18 protein-coding genes are annotated in these 17,941 nt (G+C 59.4%); 8 read left to right on the top strand and 10 right to left on the bottom strand.

From position 1 onward, the window contains the following. Positions 1 to 118: 118 nt before the first annotated feature. Positions 119 to 265, top strand: a complete 147-nt coding sequence (locus VGF98_14410) for a hypothetical protein (GenBank protein HEY1682835.1) — start codon at positions 119 to 121, stop codon at positions 263 to 265. On the opposite strand, the gene VGF98_14405 is transcribed toward VGF98_14410, so the two are convergent. Further along, positions 266 to 1,177: an NHL repeat-containing protein gene (locus tag VGF98_14405; GenBank protein HEY1682834.1), complete on the bottom strand. Its 912-nt coding sequence runs from the start codon at positions 1,175 to 1,177 to the stop codon at positions 266 to 268. It lies immediately after the preceding gene. 314 nt (positions 1,178 to 1,491) lie between these two features. Further along, positions 1,492 to 4,269, bottom strand: coding sequence for an AAA family ATPase (locus tag VGF98_14400; GenBank protein ID HEY1682833.1), 2,778 nt, complete (start codon positions 4,267 to 4,269; stop codon positions 1,492 to 1,494). A gap of 97 nt (positions 4,270 to 4,366) precedes the next feature. Between VGF98_14400 and VGF98_14395 the strand changes: the two genes are divergently transcribed. After that, a complete protein-coding gene (locus VGF98_14395; protein HEY1682832.1) occupies positions 4,367 to 5,404 on the top strand; it encodes a hypothetical protein in 1,038 nt (345 codons plus the stop codon). Then, entirely contained in the window at positions 5,401 to 6,429 is a 1,029-nt protein-coding gene (locus VGF98_14390) for a hypothetical protein (GenBank protein ID HEY1682831.1), read from the top strand. The genes VGF98_14395 and VGF98_14390 overlap by 4 nt, the downstream gene beginning before the upstream one ends. A 189-nt stretch (positions 6,430 to 6,618) precedes the next feature. Here VGF98_14390 and VGF98_14385 read toward each other — a convergent pair whose 3' ends face one another. Further along, positions 6,619 to 7,575 carry a DpnII family type II restriction endonuclease gene (locus tag VGF98_14385; GenBank protein ID HEY1682830.1) on the bottom strand — a complete coding sequence of 319 codons (957 nt, stop codon included), beginning with the start codon at positions 7,573 to 7,575 and terminating at the stop codon, positions 6,619 to 6,621. 590 nt (positions 7,576 to 8,165) lie between these two features. On the opposite strand from VGF98_14385, the gene VGF98_14380 reads away from it, so the two are divergent. Together VGF98_14380 and VGF98_14375 are read left to right on the top strand one after the other, a co-directional pair. Next, complete coding sequence (locus VGF98_14380; protein ID HEY1682829.1) at positions 8,166 to 8,993, top strand: site-specific DNA-methyltransferase; 828 nt, start codon at positions 8,166 to 8,168, stop codon at positions 8,991 to 8,993. Between the two features lie 119 nt (positions 8,994 to 9,112). Continuing rightward, the gene (locus VGF98_14375) at positions 9,113 to 9,934 is read left to right on the top strand and encodes a Dam family site-specific DNA-(adenine-N6)-methyltransferase (protein ID HEY1682828.1); all 822 of its coding nucleotides are present in this window, start codon (positions 9,113 to 9,115) and stop codon (positions 9,932 to 9,934) included. A gap of 473 nt (positions 9,935 to 10,407) precedes the next feature. Here VGF98_14375 and VGF98_14370 read toward each other — a convergent pair whose 3' ends face one another. From VGF98_14370 to VGF98_14340, 7 genes are all read right to left on the bottom strand, one after another. Then, positions 10,408 to 10,725: a hypothetical protein gene (locus VGF98_14370; protein ID HEY1682827.1), complete on the bottom strand. Its 318-nt coding sequence runs from the start codon at positions 10,723 to 10,725 to the stop codon at positions 10,408 to 10,410. Positions 10,726 to 10,819: 94 nt separating this feature from the next. Further along, positions 10,820 to 11,236: a hypothetical protein gene (locus VGF98_14365; protein ID HEY1682826.1), complete on the bottom strand. Its 417-nt coding sequence runs from the start codon at positions 11,234 to 11,236 to the stop codon at positions 10,820 to 10,822. Positions 11,237 to 11,293: 57 nt separating this feature from the next. Continuing rightward, positions 11,294 to 11,968 carry a zf-HC2 domain-containing protein gene (locus tag VGF98_14360; protein ID HEY1682825.1) on the bottom strand — a complete coding sequence of 225 codons (675 nt, stop codon included), beginning with the start codon at positions 11,966 to 11,968 and terminating at the stop codon, positions 11,294 to 11,296. Further along, the gene (locus VGF98_14355; protein HEY1682824.1) at positions 11,965 to 12,528 is read right to left on the bottom strand and encodes a sigma-70 family RNA polymerase sigma factor; all 564 of its coding nucleotides are present in this window, start codon (positions 12,526 to 12,528) and stop codon (positions 11,965 to 11,967) included. Before VGF98_14355 ends, VGF98_14360 begins: the two co-directional genes overlap by 4 nt. A 77-nt stretch (positions 12,529 to 12,605) precedes the next feature. Further along, positions 12,606 to 13,628 carry a hypothetical protein gene (locus VGF98_14350; protein ID HEY1682823.1) on the bottom strand — a complete coding sequence of 341 codons (1,023 nt, stop codon included), beginning with the start codon at positions 13,626 to 13,628 and terminating at the stop codon, positions 12,606 to 12,608. A gap of 33 nt (positions 13,629 to 13,661) precedes the next feature. Further along, positions 13,662 to 14,096: a hypothetical protein gene (locus VGF98_14345; GenBank protein HEY1682822.1), complete on the bottom strand. Its 435-nt coding sequence runs from the start codon at positions 14,094 to 14,096 to the stop codon at positions 13,662 to 13,664. Between the two features lie 49 nt (positions 14,097 to 14,145). After that, complete coding sequence (locus VGF98_14340; protein ID HEY1682821.1) at positions 14,146 to 14,841, bottom strand: DUF4336 domain-containing protein; 696 nt, start codon at positions 14,839 to 14,841, stop codon at positions 14,146 to 14,148. A 43-nt stretch (positions 14,842 to 14,884) separates the two neighbouring features. On the opposite strand from VGF98_14340, the gene VGF98_14335 reads away from it, so the two are divergent. The 3 genes from VGF98_14335 (at position 14,885) to VGF98_14325 (ending at position 17,921) form a co-directional block, all read left to right on the top strand. Beyond that, on the top strand, positions 14,885 to 16,018 hold the full coding sequence (locus VGF98_14335; GenBank protein ID HEY1682820.1) for a YecA family protein: 1,134 nt from the start codon (positions 14,885 to 14,887) through the stop codon (positions 16,016 to 16,018). A 127-nt stretch (positions 16,019 to 16,145) separates the two neighbouring features. Continuing rightward, positions 16,146 to 17,342, top strand: a complete 1,197-nt coding sequence (locus VGF98_14330) for a Fic family protein (GenBank protein HEY1682819.1) — start codon at positions 16,146 to 16,148, stop codon at positions 17,340 to 17,342. Between the two features lie 222 nt (positions 17,343 to 17,564). Next, positions 17,565 to 17,921, top strand: coding sequence for a redoxin family protein (locus tag VGF98_14325; protein HEY1682818.1), 357 nt, complete (start codon positions 17,565 to 17,567; stop codon positions 17,919 to 17,921). The last annotated feature ends 20 nt before the right edge of the window (positions 17,922 to 17,941 follow it).

Raw genomic sequence — 17,941 nt, 5'->3', positions numbered from 1 at the left:
CGGATTTGGTCGTGTCCGCGGGGATAATTCCAGTCGGGGATTTGCCGTGAGCGCAAAAAATCGCGTCCGGCAGCGGTTACTATGCTACAGCTCTGTGCCCGTGGTCGCCGAAAATACCGTGTTTATCACGACCGTGCAGAAAGCGCTCGTACCCCTAGGGGGCGCCTATTATAACGACGCCCGTGCGAGCCTTGGCTTCGGCGACCACGAACTCGTCGTTCCCAACGGAACGCAACTGACGCGTTTCAGGGAAGTTGAAGCATAATTAGGGAGAAACCCCGATCCCTTGCAACGTATCAATCGCATAGGAAATGCGCGAGGACGGTTTCGACGATCCTGGGGGATAGATGGAGACGACACCGTTCGTACCGCTATGGCCCACGTACAGGTTGTTCTGCGGATCGAGCCCGAGCAGTATCTCGTAGGTGTTGACGGTGTCGGTCGAATACATCGGTTTGGTCGCACCGGGCGCGTACACCGAAACGTACCCGCGGGCTTCCGGTTTTTTGTCGACAAAGACGTTTCCGACGTAGAGGTTTCCAGCGGAGTCAAATTTCAATGCAACTGGTCCGCGGAGTCCGGCGCGTATCACGCGTGACGGCTTCGAACTCCCTGGCGGATACACGGCTACACGTGCATTTTTCGAGCGGACGCCGTACTGTTGATCTCCCTTATCGGCCACATAGAGATTTCCATCCGTATCGAACGCCAGCGATGTAGGCTCGACAAAATGACCGCCGAGAGATCGCACGGGTGACTTTCCGCCGGGCGCGTACACCTTGACGTTGCTCGGGTTACCAGCGTTCGCCACGTACAGATTTCCCGCGCTATCTACTGCCACCGCGACAGGGGCGGTGACACCCTTTGTGATGTCGAGCGTCGGCTGTTCTTTGCCAGGCGGGTAGATAGAGATGCGCGACGCTCGGCCAAAGTAGTATCCTACATACGCAGTTCCGCCCGCATCGATCGTCAGATCTCCGTGCGTACCAACGCCGCCATCGAGCGTGCGGAGACGTTTCCTACTACCCGGCGCAAACTCGCAGACCGAGGTGTCGTTGGCGACGTAAATATTTCCCTCAGAGTCGAAAGCGATGCGACTCGGATTGTCTAGTCCCGCCTTTAGGCGCAAAACGTGTTTCTTCTGGCCGAGAGGGTACACGCTCACGAATCCGGACATAAAGTGGAAACTCGAAACATATAGCATCGACGTGGTCGTAGTCGCACGTGAGCCCACCGCCGGTTGAGCCACCGGGACCGAACGAACGATGGTCGCCCCGGAACACCCTGCCAGAACCACCACAAGTATAGCCGAAGCGACCGCAGTTATTGCATTTCTCAAATTGATATAGCTCCACTCCAAAGGATACTAGTGGATCTATTCGTTATTGCTCTGCTAACGCATCCTCTCCAACATCTGGTCGGTGCACTTGCACGTTGTTGTCGTGGTTAATAGTTCGGATTACCACGGCCTCACTTGAAAACCCGAGAGTCTTAGGCGTGGCGTGACTCTGCAATGCCGGACGCTTCGAGCAGCTCCGCAGTTAATTGCCAACGCGCGCGGATGCCGAGTTTGCTGAAGGCCGCCTCGACGTGATGCTGCACGGTGCGCAAGCTGATCTCTAGCGCTCGAGCGATCTCGGGATTGGAACGCTTGCGCACGATGAGGCGCACGATGTCGGCCTCGCGAGCCGTCAGGTGCGCACCGAATGGCGCACGCCGGCTCTTACGCGTCTGGCCGGCGGCCAAACGCGCGGCGTCTCGGATCGCGCCGCACTGCTCGTACGCGTGGCGGGCGCCGCTCGAATCACCGGCGAGTTCGAGCGCCGCCGCTTCATGCAGGCGCCACCCCATATGCCCGTAGCGCGCCGCGGCGTCGCGCGCCGCCTCGGCCGCCCGCGTATGGCTGCGGCAGCGCCGCAGCAGGGTTGCGTTACAGAGCGCGATGTGGGCCGCCGCCGCCGGCGCGACCGCGTCGCGAAAGTGCCGTTGCGTCTGCTCGGCGGCGCGTTTGGCGCATTCTAAACCGGCAAACCGAACCGCGTGCAGCTGCACCGCCGCATGCGGGTCGATCAGTTCGGCGTCGACGCAGCGCTCTAACACAGCCGCCAGTTCCTTGATCATCCCATGCGCGCGCATCACCTCGGCAAAACCCGGCAGCAGCAGACCGCACGATTCGGCGTCACCGGCCGCGGCCGACGCGAACAGCAAGTCGGGGTTGAAGAACGCGTCGACTAACGCCAGGTCGCCGACGCACATGCCGATCGCCACGCCTATTCCGGCGTAAAAGGCCTCGTTGTGCCGGCCCGATTTGCGCCGGCCGTTCGTCGACTGCAGCAAGTCTCGCGCCGCGGGCAAATCGCCCGAGAGTAAGCAGATGCGCATCAACTCCATGGCGATGCCCAGACGCGAGTCGTCGATCGTGCCGGTACGGCTCGAAACGAATGCGGTAGCACGATCGACGTACTCCCGCGCTTTTGGCAAATCGCCGAATCGCTCGGCGATCTCCGCACCGACCCGGTAGCAGAGCACCGTGCCGCGCACGGCCAATGCCGTAGCGATCGTCACGGCTTCCTCAATTCGTTCGAGGGATCGCTCGAGCGGAATGCGCAGCGCGCCGATCTCGGCGCGCGTAATCGCGTACCGAATGCGCGCCTCGTCGCTGACGAGTTCGGCGGGATCGACGGAGTCGGCGAGCCGCGCCGCTGCGGTGAGCTGTCCGCGATAGCAAAGCCCATAGGCCAGCGTCAGCACCGCGTTTTGCGCATGTGCGCGCGCGGCGGGCGAATTAATCGCCGCCAACTTTTCGGAGGCGCGTTCGGCAGCCGCAAGATCACCGTTGTTGAGTTGCGCCAGAAAGAGGTGCCAGAGGAACTCGATTGCGCTCTCGGGATCGCCGGCGCGATCGATCGCCACCAACACCGACGCGAGCACCGGCAACATGCGTTCCCAGTCGCCCAGGCCGTTGCAGCTGCTCACGAAGAACCGTTGCGCCCGCACCCACTCATTCGATCCAACCGGCAAATGCATTGCGGCTCGTTCGTAGAGATCCGCGGCCGGCGCGAACGCCGCAACCGCGAACTGCTCGTCGGCGGCGCGGCTGAAACACTCCGCGGCGCGTTCGCGATCGCCGAGGACTTCCCAGTGCCGGCCAAGCGATTGTGCGTCGCCACCGGCAGCGATCGAGTGCTGAATCGCACGCTCATGCAGAATCCGCCGCTTGAGCGATACGAGCGACGCGTACAACACGTTACGCAACGCCGCGTGGCGAAAGCAGAGCCGCCCGCGATCGCCCGGATCCTCGATCAGCACGCCCAGCGCGCATGCGTGTTGCAGCGCGTCGGCGACTGCGTCGCACGAACGTCCGGCGACCGGCGCGATGGCAGCGTCGGAGAACGACTCGCCGAGTACGCTGCACGCCAAGAGCGTATCGAACTCACTCGGCGACATACTGTGACGAATGGACGCGACCTCGGCCCGCGCGCTCGCCGCAACCAGCGGAAGGCCGCGTGACTGCGGCGGGCTGCCTGCGAACTCGATCGCCAAACGCGGATTGCCTTGCGCCGCCCGCATCATCTCGCGGAGATCTTCGTTGCCAAGCGGATGCGCGCACCGTTGCCCCACGCTGCGAATCAGCAGTTCAACATCGGCGTCACCGAGCGGGTCGAGTGAGTGGTACTCCACGCCCGCACGCCGCCAGCGATCGGCCCCCCAGCCGAACGGCGCGCCCTCGACCGAGGGATCGAACACGCAGGCGACGACCACGAGCCGATGCCGCTGTGTCAGCGCGAGCAGACCGTCGATCAGCCGCAGTTCGCCGGCGTTCGCCGCGTGCGCGTCGTCGACCAGCAGCGCGATCGGCTTACGCTTGGCTCTGGTTACTATGCCGGACAGCACGTCGGCCGCGGAACGCGTCGTTGCGCGCGCTCCGGTTATGGTAAGGGCACCGGCGAGTTGCGCGCGCAGGTCGCGTTCGCCCAACGCGGCGCCCGCGCAGCGCATGCTAAACGCGGCCACCGGCGACTTCAGCGCGGCGCACTCGCTCAGCAATCGCGACTTCCCGACGCCGCGATCGCCGCCGAAGATCAGTGCCGACCCCGTGCCGAGCGCCACGTCGTGGAGAGCATCTTGCACGCGCGCGAGTTCCGCGCGGCGACCCACGCAGTGCGGCGGATTCTGCGGCGAATTGAAAACCGGCGTCCGAGCCACTTGTCGTGTGATTTCTCGCCGGCCGCACGCCACCCCGCGCCGGCGCAAAACAAAGGTAGGCATGTGCCTAGGTCAGGGCGGCGCGGCTCTTTCTATACTCAAGGTGCGTGGGCGGGCCAATGAACGTTCGCCGCGCGGCCGTTCGAAGATCGGAGGAGCAATGTCACCCTCGCGCATCCGGCGCTATTCGGCCCTCGTTTTGTGCTGCGTCGCCGCCTCGGTAGCGGCGGTGCTTCCGGCGCCGTCGCCGGGCGCCGTGCGTGCCGTGCGCGCGCCGGCGACAAAGCTCCCATCGCAGCTCTTGTTCGTCCCCAGCGAAACCGGCACGATCCAGATTTATGGATTGAAAAACCTGAGCAAGCCGCTGGCGCAGATCAGCGGCCTGCAGGCTTACCAAGATCAGATGGTCGTCGACGCGCACGGCGATCTGTTCGTCGTGAACAACGGACCGTACGGCAACGACGACTACGTTTCGGAATACGCGCCTCCGTACAACTCGGCGCCGACGATCCTCAACACGGTGTGGCAGGGCGAGACATTCTATCCGGTCGGCGTCACGGTCGACGCCAATGGCACCGTCTACGTCACCAACTGGGGCGCAGGCGTCGGTGAAACGCCGGAGATCTTCGAATATCCGGCCGGCGCGACGTCGCCGGCGACAGCCGTTACGTCGCCGCTGTTGGGTAGCCTCGGCGGGATGTCCCTCGACCGGAACGGCAACGTGTACGTCCTCAACGAGGACCCGGACTCGCTCGGCGCCGACGTCTTCAAACTCAAGCCCGGCTCGAAGAAGCCGATCCCGCTCGGACTACGCGGACTGCTCGGGATCATTCGCAACAGCGTCGCGATCGACGCGGAAGGCGACCTCTACGTCAGCAGCGCCGTTACGTCGGACTACGTGCTCGAATACCAGGCCGGAAAGACCGAGCCGTTTCGCGTGATCGACCGAGCGTCGTGGTTCCAAAGCGGCCCGTTGAAGCTTGCCGTTGGCCCCGACGACAACGTATACGTCCCGGTCGCGTGCACGGATTCGCAGTGCCCGGAAGTGTACGCCTACGGACCGCACGGGAACCAGCCGTTGGAACAAATCGGCAGCCAGGTCTTTAGCGCGGAGGGCACGATGAGCGTCGCCCTCGCCCCGAACATCGCGTTGCAGGGATCCGCACGAACTCGTCCGCTCTCGAGGAGGCCACAATGAACTCCCGTCATGCCGCCACGCGCGCGTTGCTGGCCTTCGCCGCGGCCGCCGCGCTGCAAAGTTGCACGTCCGGCGTGAGTACGTTAGCGCCGCAATCTGCATCGGCTCTCAATCCGCTAGCAAACCGCCCACCCGCAGTCTCGCTTCGAGCCAAACGCGCTCCCGAGGCGTGGTTGTCGCTGCAAGCGCTGGGACACAAACACGTCGTCTACGTCGCCGGTCAGGGCGCCTACGACAACGGCTTCGTCGACATCTTCGCGCCCAAAGGTCAGTCACCGATTGGCGAGATTACGAGCGGCATTTCTACGCCCGAAGGGATCGCAACGGATGCCGCAGGGAACCTCTACGTCGCCAACAGCGGCAACAACACCGTCACGGTCTACGCGCCCGGGACGCTCGCGCCCAGCCTCACGTATTCCACCGGCGTCAACGTGCCGTACGGCGTCGGCGTCGGTACCGACGGTACCGTGTACATCGCGAACGTCACCGGCAGCGGGAGTGGCGCAGGGACGGTGACCGAATACCCATCGGGCAGCACCGTACCCAGCCAAACGCTGACGCTGCCCGGAATGGCCGCCATCAACGTCGCGCTCGACGCCTCCGGCAATCTGTACGTATCGTGGTACTCGTTGACGTCGGCATACATTCAAATCGAGAAATACGCGCCGCGATCGTCGACCGGCACGAATCTCGGGCTCGACCTACCCGCTGGTTCGTTCCCCGCATACGCGCTAGCATTCGATCGCGAGGGCAATCTCGCGCTGGCCTACGAGCCGCTCAACCATAACGAGCCGAAGTACCTCGGGATCTTTCCGCCGGGAGCCCCCGAACCGGTGCGCAAGATCGACGAGAGTTCGCTCCTCGACATCGTCGACGGCATCGCATTCCCGCGCGACGCCGATCGCTTCTACGTTTCGTCCACCAACTGCCAGCTGCTCATGCGGCTCGACTATCATCGGCTAATGGTTGGATCCGTCGCATCTGTCGGAGACGCGACCGGCCTCGCGCTATCTCCGGGGACGTAATGCGGCGTACTTAGGCCTGCGCTGGATGTGGTCGGGCGGCGCGGAGCGAGCGCCGGACTTTTAAGCTAACTATTACAGGGCTATTCTACATCCGGCCGCAACGACTGTAGTACTACCGATTGCGCATGGTCTGACAGCAGTCACCGGGGCGGGTTGGCTGGCGAAATTCATTCGTCGGCGGGCAAATGTTTAGGAGAAAGTTACATTTCCCTCGACGTTTTTTTCGAACAACGACAGTAAGGCCGCAGCGAGTTGACCCTCTTTCGCCAGTTCAACATTAACGATATAGTCGATGTTTTGAAACGCTAATCTCAAGGGATTCTTCATGCTAAGCCAACCAAGGCCGTCGGTGATCCACACGAAACCTACAGCCGCGGCAGCAAGATCTTCACTTCGATCGGTATACTCGCGTGCGATCGCGGGAGGTTTCGATCCGCTCGTTCCATAGTGATTGACCTCTGCGACAACGAGTTTCTTACCGTCTTCTTTCCAGAATGCTAGATCCCAGACGATGCCATCAAATCGGACAGGCAATCGGAATCCATTTCTCTCGAGTTCTGCGAATCCAGCTTCAGAGCGAATCACAAGGCCCGGAATCGTTTGGCGCAGCGATTCGACTACCGGTGCGATAGCTTGTATCCCGCAGTTGCCCCCACGGTTCTTTCGGCCGTTGCTGTCTAGGCCTACTTCTACGCCGATCGCAAAATCCGCGGCATTTTGGATCATTGCAAAAACGTCTATTAGTCCCGAATGAACCAGGAACTCCGCGTAATGTTCGGCTTCGATCCTTTTCTCGTCATCGGTGGCGCCATTAGGTGCAAAGCTATACGTCATCATCGCTGAAACGTTTAAAGGATCTGAGATTGAAAGCCCTCGCCGACATGCGATAAGAATTGGCAGAGCTTCGATTGTCTCAGGGTGCGCGAAAAATAGTTCAGCAGCCTTGACCTTTACATCGCCCCTCCCACAAAGTTCACTGAGCAGCTGGAATGACTTTTCGTGCCGTTTTGCGTTGGAAAGAACCTTAGACCAATCTACGTAGTACTTGGCGTCGAAATAATTGGCTAAAGTTTCGACGAACTTGTCAAAAGCAGCGCCAACGGAAGTGATCCCGAAGTGTTTTCTATAGAAATCGATGTTCGCCAATCATTTTCTTTCAAAAGGCAAAATGAATGGCTCTGAGGTTCCGGTGGCATTCTCGAGCTCCTTCCGAACAATTGACGAAAATCAAAGTCTCCACCGCGGGTTAGCCTATATCCGGTCAGCCTACGCATCGATCAAACTTATAGGCTAGCCGCAGCCATAGAATTTCAGCCCCGACGTCCGCCTGACCTATCATCGGCAGTCCGCCTCGCGTTGGTTATAGGAACAGCGTTAGTCGGCGAGTTTTACCTTCCTGTCACCAATCTCGAACGCTGCGTCTTTTCGTAGGTCCCTCATACACGTTGTACGCGGAGTCTTGCGCTGTTCCGTCGCGGCGGTGAGGTCTGGGTGCTGTTTGGTCAGACCATCCCAAAGCTCGTCGGTTGTCACGGTCTTGCCTTTTGCGTTGTGTTGCAGCCAATCGTGAGCTGCCGTAGCGAACTTGGACCGTCGAGCCATAAAATGCCCTCCTTGTAAGATACTGCGTCTTTCGGAACCTTTCGGGAAAGATCGCCCTCCTGTCGCAGAACCCCTTGCCAATTTTTGTGTTATGTATGAGTAGGTTATGCTGATGATTTGTAGGAGCCTTCGGCGTGCGCTCTAAACCCGCGAAGGACGACGTGTCGCCATCGTGGCGGTCTCGCGACGGCAGCGCCACGCTTTTCCGCGGCGAGTCCTTGAAGCTTCTTTCTGCCTTGCCCGATGACTCGGTCGACTGCGTTTGGACGGATCCTCCGTACCTACTCTCCAACGGCGGTGTCACATGCGTTGCTGGCAAGATGGTCAAGGTTGATAAGGGCAGTTGGGATCGCAGTAAAGGTCTTGTCGCGGACCACGATTTTAACAGAACTTGGATCGCGGAATGCCACAGAGTTTTGAAGCCGACCGGCACCATGTGGGTATCCGGCACCCTACACGTGTACCTTAGCGTGGGCATGGCGCTTCTGGAAACGGGGTTCCGCATTCTCAACGACATCGTTTGGGAAAAACCGGCGCCTCCTCCAAATCTTGGTTGCAGATGCTTCACGCATTCGACCGAGATAATTCTATGGGCCAGCAAAGCTAAGAAAGGGAGCGCCGACCGTTACACTTTCAACTACGACGAGATGAAGACGCTGAACGGAGGGCGACAGATGAAAAATGTCTGGCGTCTACCGGTACCGACCGCAGCCGAAAAATATTTCGGAAAACATCCCACGCAGAAGCCGGTCGGGTTGGTGGAGCGCTGCCTTCTTGCTTCCACTAATGAAGGGGACGTGGTCTTCGACCCCTTTAGCGGATCAGGAACAACTGGCGTCGCCGCAGTCCGCAACAAACGCAAATTTATCGGGTTCGAGCAGGACAAGCAGTTCATCAAACTTGCAATTAGACGACTAGATGACGAGACTGCTCAACAAAACCAGCCGCGGTTGATCAGCTGAGCGGTATTCGCGTCCGCCAAGCTAGATTACGGGAACTCAAAATGCTGAGACACAAGCGTTGCGACATATAGCAGTGCGTGAGGCAGCCTAGTTCTACGATGCGCCGCAATTCTAGTAAGATGATTAGACTGCCGCTTGAAGGTGTTGCCGTCGGCGACTTGGGACCGCCACTGAAATGGGCCGGCGGAAAGCGCTGGCTCGTTCCTCGGCTTAGGGAACTCCTATCGGCCGTCGACTTCGAGCGACTCGTTGAACCATTCGTCGGCGGGTTGGCCGTTGCGTTAGGCTTGCGACCACATAAGGCACTTCTCCGCGACGCGAATCCACACCTAATCAACTTCTACAAGTGGCTGAAGCGTGGCTTAGATTTGACGGGACTAGGTATCCAGCTTACGAACGATACGTCAATATTTTACCAGAATCGCGAACGTTTTAATGCGCTCGCGCGCTCAGGCAAAATAGAATGCGCGGAGGCAGCCGCGCTCTTCTACTATCTCAATCGAACCGCTTTCAACGGCCTTTGTAGGTTTAACCGCCGCGGCGAATTCAATGTGCCATTCGGCCGTTACTCAACCATAGCATATCGCACTGACTTTCGAGAATATAAGAACGCTTTCTCGAATTTTACGTTCGAAACCGGAGACTTTCAAGATATGGCGCCATCTGGAGGGGACCTAGTTTACGCGGATCCGCCGTACGATGTACAGTTCACCTCCTACTCGGCCAACGGCTTCTCATGGGAAGACCAGGTAAGGCTCGCCAAGTGGCTGTCTGGGTTATCCGTGCCCGTGCTAGCATCAAATCAGGCAACCGATCGCGTCCTTGACTTATATCAACGCCTTGGTTTCTCAATCGAAACGCTCAATGCGCCGCGGCGAATTAGTTGCACTGGCGATCGGTCCGAGGCGCTCGAAATACTTGCTCATATCAGACTTCGTTGACCAAGACGTCAGCTAAGTAACGCGGCCTCGGGTGCGAATACGTCGTCAGGTCGATCGACCTCAGATCAAGATCTGGGGCAAAAGCCAGAGTCGATATCCGATTGCCTAGAGTACGGAGCTCCAAAGGAACGTCATTCAGATCACGGTGCATGGGGCGGGAAAACATACGCAATTTGTGCGTAACGTCGACGGTAGGGTCGGAAAGCGATCGAAAGGACTCAATCTCCGCGAGATTCTCGAGGACCTCGCGTCTATCACGCCGCTTCGCAGCTCGTTGAAGAAGGTCGCCGGAATGGAATGCTGACGTGGTGTGTATTTAGTTTGTCGAAATATTACAAATTGTTAGCAGCGAGCTCAAGGAGATTGCGAGCATCCATCTCTCGACGCGAGACGGCCCCAAGCCAATCGGCGGTCCCTCCATTGTGTGTTTGAAGGGAAGCCCAGTCAATTCGTGCGAGCTTCCCTTACAATTGCTACATCGGCGACGGCGTCATCATTTTTGCGCCCATCGCCGTGGCTTGCGACTTGCACATCATCTTGACGTTGTTCTTCTTCATCGCGGCTTCTTTTTGCGCCGTGGTCATGCCGGACATCTTCGCTTTCATCTCCGACTGGGTCATGTACATCTTCGTCGTCATATTAACGCCGACGACCGAGTCACCCGATGCGCACTTGGGCATCGACGACATCATCGAACCCGATGAAGACATGCTGCTCTGCGCGTAACCGGGTTGCATGGTTACGAAAAACATGCTCGTCGCCATGAGCAGGCCTGCTGTAATAGTTTTCAATTTGTTTCTCCCTAGGAACGTTTGCAATTGCGCGGAGCAATCGATTGCTCCGCATAATTGTAACGCTCGCAGGTGAAGCTTGGATGACTCGAGCTCAGCAACCGCCTTTCATGCCAAACGTCAACGCGCCTTCGTCGAAGGCTTCGCCCCCGTAAACATCGTCGAATACGCCAGGACCAATGCTACCGCGATTGGCGGAACCGATGAATACCAATCCGACGTTCTGGCCGTAACCCTGTGCCTGGATGGTCGCCACCAGCGTGCCGTTTATCGCCTGGTATGTGCCGTACGTGTATTTCTGGCTGCCAAAAACCAGCGTCGCCGCGCCTTTATCGGTGCCATTTCCTACCAGCGTCAGGCAACCCGTGCCATTACTGTGCTGCGAACCGGTTATGGTTACAGGCCAACTGCCGCCGTAGCTACGCATGTGCGCCGCGGCGGGCCCGATCGAGCCGGCAACTGCCAGAATAAAAACCGCGGCTGCGATGGTGGCTATGTGTGGAAAGCGCATGCCGCGAGCCTAGACGACGCTCATGAAGGAACCCTGAAACACACTACGCTTATGATCTTAGCTCTGCCATGAGAGCGCCGCTTCACCAACGACGCGGTCGCCATCCATGAGCGCGAGCTTATCCATGCGGTGGCTCTTGGGAAGATAGAGCATCGAGACGTTGCCTTTGGGAACGGCGGATCCCAGCATCGTTTGCTTACCGTCGTGCATCCACGCAACCGAAAGCGGCTTCGAAGCTCCACGTACGACAACCACGTACCACGAGCCGTCGGGCGCGTACATCACATCCGCGGGAGCGCTCGAGCCCGTCGGCTTGAAGTGCGCCGTGAGATGCGGCATGGCAGCAATACGGCCCATCGCGTCGCTTTGCGCGACCATCGTGCCATCCATCGAGCGGTTCGCCGACCAAAGATACGTTGAGGGCAACAGCCCCAACACCAGCGCTGCGGCAACCGCCGCGAGATACGGCCAGGACGGGCGGTAAGAACGGCTACGCGCCGATTCGATCGGCCGCGCTTCCAACAGGCGACCGATGCGGGCGTCGAGGGCCGCCGGCGCTTCATCTTGCGGCTCGGACGCAACCATCAGCGCGACGTCGTTCTCGGCCTCACCGACTGCCTGCGCGCAAACGGAACACTCGCGAACGTGCGCGTCTACTGCAGCCCGCTCGTCGTCCGAGAGTGCTCCGAGCGCATACAGCGCCGCGCGATCCTCGATGTGATCGTACTTCACGAGCGATCGTTTCCTAACGGCGCGTTCGATGCCAATGCGGAGCCGACTTTTCGTAGGCCGAGCTTGATGCGGCTCTTGATCGTCCCGAGCGGTTCGTGCAGTTCTGCTGCGATCTCGGTATGCGTCTTTTCTTCGTAGTACGCAAGTTCGAGCGGGATGCGCTGCGCTTCCGGAAGCGCGAGCAGTGCGCTGCGGACCCGGTCGCGTTCGATCGTATCGGCGATTTGCAACTCATCGTGCTCGACGGGCAAGGAGCCAAGACGCTCCACCAAGCGAACCGCGCGAGTCTCGCGACGGCGGCACGAGAGCGCTTCATTGCGAACGCAGACGACCAGAAAACTTCGCAGATTGCCGCGCGTCGTCGAGTAGGCGCCTCGCGATCGCCACAATCTGGTGACGGTATCGGCTATGCAGTCTTGCGCGTCCTCGGCGTCGCCTAAAACGCGGAAGGCAGTCGAGTAGAGCAGCGCCGCGTAACGCCGATAGGCCTCGCTAAACGCCCAGCCCTCGTGCGCCGCAAACGCCGCCGCCAAAGCTTCATCTCCCTCCAGCGCAGGCATCGTGAGCACGGATTTCGTCGCCGTCGATTTTATCCATCCGTTATAGAACGCCGGCGCCACCCGGCCGGATGATTACCTCACTTCTCGTACAGCGCGATTGTCCCGCGTCCACCCGGCTGAACGTCGCCGAACGTGCGCTCTTGCTGGCCGATCGTCCCGCTCTTCGAATCAAATGCAAAAAAGAGTATCTTTGATGTGGAACCATATTGGGCGGCGATCAATTCCGTCTGCTTCTTGTTGAGCGCCAGCCCGCCCCAGCGGTAGTAGGCGGTCGGATCGTACAACTGCGGCTTCTTTGATTCGTGCGGAAATACGGCTAAGTTGTCGTCGACCGCCGAATCCGATGTGACGTTGCTCACTATGTCGTCATTTCGATCGGCGGCCAGATAGTTTTGTGTCATGGGTACTTTGAGAGTATCGAAATGCCGTGCCGTGTTAGAGCCGGCTTTGAACTCGTCGATATGCACCGGCGGATAGAAGCTGAACGTAGAATACAGGTCGAACACGTCGCCTTCGGAGTCCACGACGATACCGCCGATTTTACTAGCCTTCTTCTCCACGGCGATCGTATCGGTTAGTGTTTTCAAAGGGGAGCCGCAATCGTTGCCGGCCGGTAGCGGCTCCCGATATTCCACAATCGAATCGGAACCGTCAGGAGGAACGACGTAGAGCGTGTTGTTAGCGCTATACAGGGTTCCAGCGTTCAGCGCGCAGGTCGTAACCGGCTTTTTCGCGCCTGCTGGAAAGACGTACAACGAGCTTCCATATTCGTACCCGCCTCCGACGTAGAGGTCGCCGCGCGCGTCGGTTACGAGGGAACTGTAGTCGTTCGCGTAGCCAGGCGCAATAGTATAGATGGGCTTCGGCCTACGGGATGGATCGTTCGCGTCGTACGCTACGATCAAGATGCCTTTGTACATGATGTCCTTCAACACATACAGCACCGCAGACGCACCGGCAGTTGGACTGGGCTTTCGCATGCCGTGCATTTCCCCGGAAGAGCCCAACACCGGTGGAACTTCTCGCGAACCGCCGCAGGCCGCCATTGCTAGCACGGCAATGGAAATCAACGCGCTGGGAATATAATTTCGGCCAGCCATAGTAGCCGGCCCATTCTCGCGACCGCCCGATAATTACTTCGCGAACCACCGCTGAATCAAATCACCGCGACCACCCAAAACCGGAACGTCGGCAATCGCCACACCGTCGCGCCCATGAGTCAATGAAAAACGAAGCAGCTCGGCGGCACCTTCATATTTCACATCCCAGGTGCACACGAACTCGTAGAGCTCGTCTGGATCTGCTTGTTCGATAATCACGGCGCCATGGGCGTTGAGGCGAGCGAATCGCTTTACCGTTCCCGTCGCCTCAACTACGCCCATATCCGGATCAGAAAAATGGCCCCCAGTCTCAACCTCGATGTTCTCAATGTCGAGTTCGGTGGGGTTAACGAGAAACACCGTAGTTATAAGCGCCTTAGGGCACTTCGGGCTGATGGGGGCGCATGCAAGGACGAGGAATGGCTGCGTGACATCCGTCCAGTTGTGGTCGTTCTGATCGTTATCCATGCATCTATTATCCAATAGGCGGATGTCGAACGGGTGGCAACCGGCGTGATTAAATGCCGAGCCAGCGAAACGATCGCTCGACGAATGTTTTGGCGTCGCGATCGACGCAGTCACCGTGCGCGACGACGACCTTGTCGAAGTCCCACGAAAGTAGGGTTCGAACCGACTCGCGCCCCGCGCGGCGACCCGCTCCGAAAAACGAAAGGCGCAGGTCGCGCGGCGCGCCTCCGTCTACGACGCCACCCAAACGCAAGAGCGCGTTCCGAATCGGATGCTTAGGCTCAAGCCGAAAGTTCTGCGCGAAATCTGCCACGACGAGCGTACGCGACCGGCGATGGAAAAATTCGACTTCGGATAAGACGGCGCTGCCGCGAAAACGCGTTTGGTCGATCTGCCCTTTCCAAGCCGGCGGCGGTTCGTCATCGAGCATCGCGGCTTTCCACACCTGGGCATGCGGAAAGAACTCGGCCCACGCGTCCAAACGCCAGTCGTGCAGCCGCGTCGGCGAGGCGAGATGCGCGACCGGACCTATTTGCGCGAGCTTGCCAACCTGCTCCGCCGTAGCTACGACGGGCGAATCGACCCAGAGCGACCCGTCTCCGAGCTTCACAACCACCATTCTGGTTGGAAGCGGTGCGCCGAAAAAGTGCACCGTTGGCCCGTCGGCGATCCAGATATCGTCGCCAAATCGCTGCAATGCATCCACTCGGAACACGTTCGCGAATCGATAGCCTAAAGCGTGCATGCGAGTGCAAGGTCCGCGCGGTGCGCTACTCAAAGACGCCCGCATGTCGCAGAGACACGTCATCGACATGCAAGACCGAGCGCCCCGCTCGGCCGCGCTCGAACGCTTGCAAAAGACGCCGCGCATTTGGGAGTTTTTCTCCCAGATCGTTCGCGCCGCCACGGCCGCACCGCAACCGGATTTGGTTAGCCCGATTCCGTGCCGTCGCAGGCCCTCGCGTCGGCCGTGCCCCGGCACTATTGCCGTACATCGCGACCAGGATCGCGAGCCGATGATCCTTTGGACGTGCACTGCGTGCGGCGACGGTGGAAGCATCGTAGGCTTCGAGGGGATGGCGAACGACCTCGGCGCCCAAAGCACAGCCACCGACACGGCACGCAAGCGCCGAAAGCTTCGAGTCGACCCGCAGGAATACGGGTCTTGGATTTCTGGCGACCTCCTTTCGTACGGGCCGGGCGAACTGCGCGCGATGTATTCGGCCGCGTACAAAAGCGGGAGTATCACCATCTCGGCTTCCGAAGACGAACTAACCATGCTTCTCGAAGCGTTGGCGGCCGACATCAACCGTGAAAGCCGTCCGAGCCGGCGGCGTAATCTCGAATGGATCTACGACGAGCTCGAACGTCACGAGGCCGGCAGCAGGCGCCCGCAACGAACTGCGGCGACGTCGCGCTCCGCGTCGCCCGTCGAACCCGATTCGGCCTACGCCCACGGTTTTTTTTCAGCGGTCGTGTCTGGTCCGATGACGATGCCGTCGGCATGGTTGCCGCGTTTTCTTTCCGTAAAAAGCCAATCGCTCGAAGCGTTGAACGCCGCCGCGCAAATCGTGATGAGCGCCCACAACGAGGTCGCACAGCAACTGCTGGAGCAACGCGATTCCTTCGACGAAGTAACGCTTCGACTCGCCACCAGCGATGAGACGGACGATGAGCTGATCAACTGGCAGCAAGGCTTTTGCCAAGCGATGGACCTCAACCCGGACGGCTGGAACGAGTTTCTGAACGACCCATCGCGCAAAGAACTGCTGGCACCACTCGGGATCATCGCGCAGCTTTCGAGCGACCCCAAACGGCGCGAATGGCTTGCCGATAAAGCGTTGCGCGAGAGCATCGGACGCTCCGTCGGCATCATGACCGTCCGCATCTGGGAATCCTACCGCAACGTTCCGCCAGTCTGAAGCTCTTTCAATGAGGCCATCCGCTCCGAACTCTGCAGATCGGCCAAAGAATCGGCCAACTCGGGCGGAAAAACAGAGTATTTCGCCGTAAAATCAGAGTGAAATGGACTGTGACGGATCGGCCAAAGTGAGCCTCGAAAGCCCGCAACGCATCGAGCCGGCCTCTCTCGAATCGATCCCACCGCAGGTCGCCGACTTGGTTGCGGCGATCTCGGCACGTTCGTCGCATCTGGCTGGATCGCTCCACCCTAGAACGGCCGCAAGTCTAGCGCAACTCGTCCGAATTATGAACGCGTATTACAGCAACCTTATCGAGGGACATAATACCAAACCAGCCGAGATCGTGAAGGCCTTGGCCGGAGACCTGGATGCCGATGAAGCGCGTCGGAAGCTTCAGCTCGAAGCCGCGGCCCACGTTCGAGTGCAGGCTCGCATTGACCAACTCGCCTCTGACGGATCGTTACCGAATCCCACCTCGCTGGATTTTATCCGTTGGCTTCACGCCGAGTTCTATCGTGAACAGCCGATCGAAATGCTGGACGTTCGTGGGCGTGACGGTCGATATGTAATGAAACCGGGCAAGTTTCGAAGCGAATCGGCCCAAGACGTTGCGGTCGGGCGTCATCAGCCACCGTCGGGTCCGTACGTCGAGAATTTCATGCGCTATTTTACTGAGAGGTATCGCCTAGACGGCGCCGGTATGGCGACGTTCATTTTAGCAATTCCCGCCGCGCATCATCGATTTAATTACATTCACCCGTTCCCGGACGGTAACGGGCGTGTGAGCCGTCTCATGAGTCACGCAATGGCGTACCCCGCGAACATAGCGGCGCACGGGCTATGGTCCATTTCAAGGGGATTAGCACGGGGGCTTGGGGATCGGTCACAATACAACCGCATGATGGATTTTGCCGACTCCCCACGAGAAAACGATCTGGATGGCAGAGGCAATCTCTCGCTTCGCGCTTTGACGGAATTTACGATTTGGTTTTTGGAAGTGAGCCTCGATCAACTGACGTTCATGACCGGACTGTTCGAACTCGACAGCTTAGCGAATCGCCTTCGCTTGTGGGCAGAGCGAGATGCGCGCTTCAAACCTGAAACGGGTCGATTGCTCGAGGAAGCCGCGATACGCGGCGAATTCGAGCGTGGCGACACGCCGCGAATCACGGGGCTCCCCGAAAGAACGGCTCGACGCGTCCTTAACGAGGCTATCGCCGCCGGCCTACTCGGCTCGGACACTCCGAAAGGCCCCGTATCGCTACGATTCCCGGCGCACGATGCCGAGATGATGTTTCCTCGACTATTTTTGCATCCAGATTAGAAGTCACTTGAAGAAGACATGCTGCTCCGCGCGTAACCCGGTTGCACGGTTACGAAAAACATGCTCGTCGGCATGAGCAGCTCCAGTGAAGCGTAGATGATTCAGCTCCGCCATGAGAGCGTCGCCTCGCCAGCGCCGCGGTCGCGAGCATCACGACGTTGCCTTTGGGAACGAACGGATGATCCCACTCATCCGAACGCGCAGCGACATCGTACTACTGATATGAACCTTTTGCTTTCCGTCGTTCTGCTGGCGCAAAGCGCCTTCGCTCCGCTGGTCGGCGCCTCGCAGTGGATCGGTCCGCGGCCGCCCGCCGCCTCGTACGCCGGGAAAGTCGTCGTTGTCGACGTCTTCACGTTCGATTGTATTAACTGCAAGCACGTCGTTCCGGCACTGCGTTCGCTGCGCGCGCGCTACTCCGCGAACGATCTGCTCCTTGTGGGTATTCATACTCCGGAGATGCCGTCCGAACACGTACGGGCGAATGTTGTTCAGGCACTCGGGGCGCAACAGATCTCGTGGCCGGTTGCGATCGACAACGACCAGAAGCTGTGGAATGCGTACGGCGTTCAGTATTGACCGACGCAGCTGATCTTCGA

The organism is Candidatus Tumulicola sp., from assembly GCA_036490475.1.
Lineage (GTDB): Bacteria > Vulcanimicrobiota > Vulcanimicrobiia > Vulcanimicrobiales > Vulcanimicrobiaceae > Tumulicola.
This window is presented reverse-complemented; position numbering and strand designations above follow the sequence as displayed.

Bases quoted from the DNA above. Each gene is read 5' to 3' on its own strand.
- VGF98_14355 (HEY1682824.1), bottom strand. From the start codon at position 12,528: ATGCCTGCGCTGGAGGGAGATGAAGCTTTGGCGGCGGCGTTTGCGGCG.
- VGF98_14375 (HEY1682828.1), top strand. From the start codon at position 9,113: ATGATTAGACTGCCGCTTGAAGGTGTTGCCGTCGGCGACTTGGGACCG.
- VGF98_14400 (HEY1682833.1), bottom strand. From the start codon at position 4,269: ATGCCTACCTTTGTTTTGCGCCGGCGCGGGGTGGCGTGCGGCCGGCGA.
- VGF98_14340 (HEY1682821.1), bottom strand. From the start codon at position 14,841: ATGCACGCTTTAGGCTATCGATTCGCGAACGTGTTCCGAGTGGATGCA.
- VGF98_14345 (HEY1682822.1), bottom strand. From the start codon at position 14,096: ATGGATAACGATCAGAACGACCACAACTGGACGGATGTCACGCAGCCA.
- VGF98_14390 (HEY1682831.1), top strand. From the start codon at position 5,401: ATGAACTCCCGTCATGCCGCCACGCGCGCGTTGCTGGCCTTCGCCGCG.
- VGF98_14365 (HEY1682826.1), bottom strand. From the start codon at position 11,236: ATGCGCTTTCCACACATAGCCACCATCGCAGCCGCGGTTTTTATTCTG.
- VGF98_14325 (HEY1682818.1), top strand. From the start codon at position 17,565: ATGAACCTTTTGCTTTCCGTCGTTCTGCTGGCGCAAAGCGCCTTCGCT.
- VGF98_14405 (HEY1682834.1), bottom strand. From the start codon at position 1,177: ATGTCCGGATTCGTGAGCGTGTACCCTCTCGGCCAGAAGAAACACGTT.
- VGF98_14395 (HEY1682832.1), top strand. From the start codon at position 4,367: ATGTCACCCTCGCGCATCCGGCGCTATTCGGCCCTCGTTTTGTGCTGC.
- VGF98_14350 (HEY1682823.1), bottom strand. From the start codon at position 13,628: ATGGCTGGCCGAAATTATATTCCCAGCGCGTTGATTTCCATTGCCGTG.
- VGF98_14335 (HEY1682820.1), top strand. From the start codon at position 14,885: ATGTCGCAGAGACACGTCATCGACATGCAAGACCGAGCGCCCCGCTCG.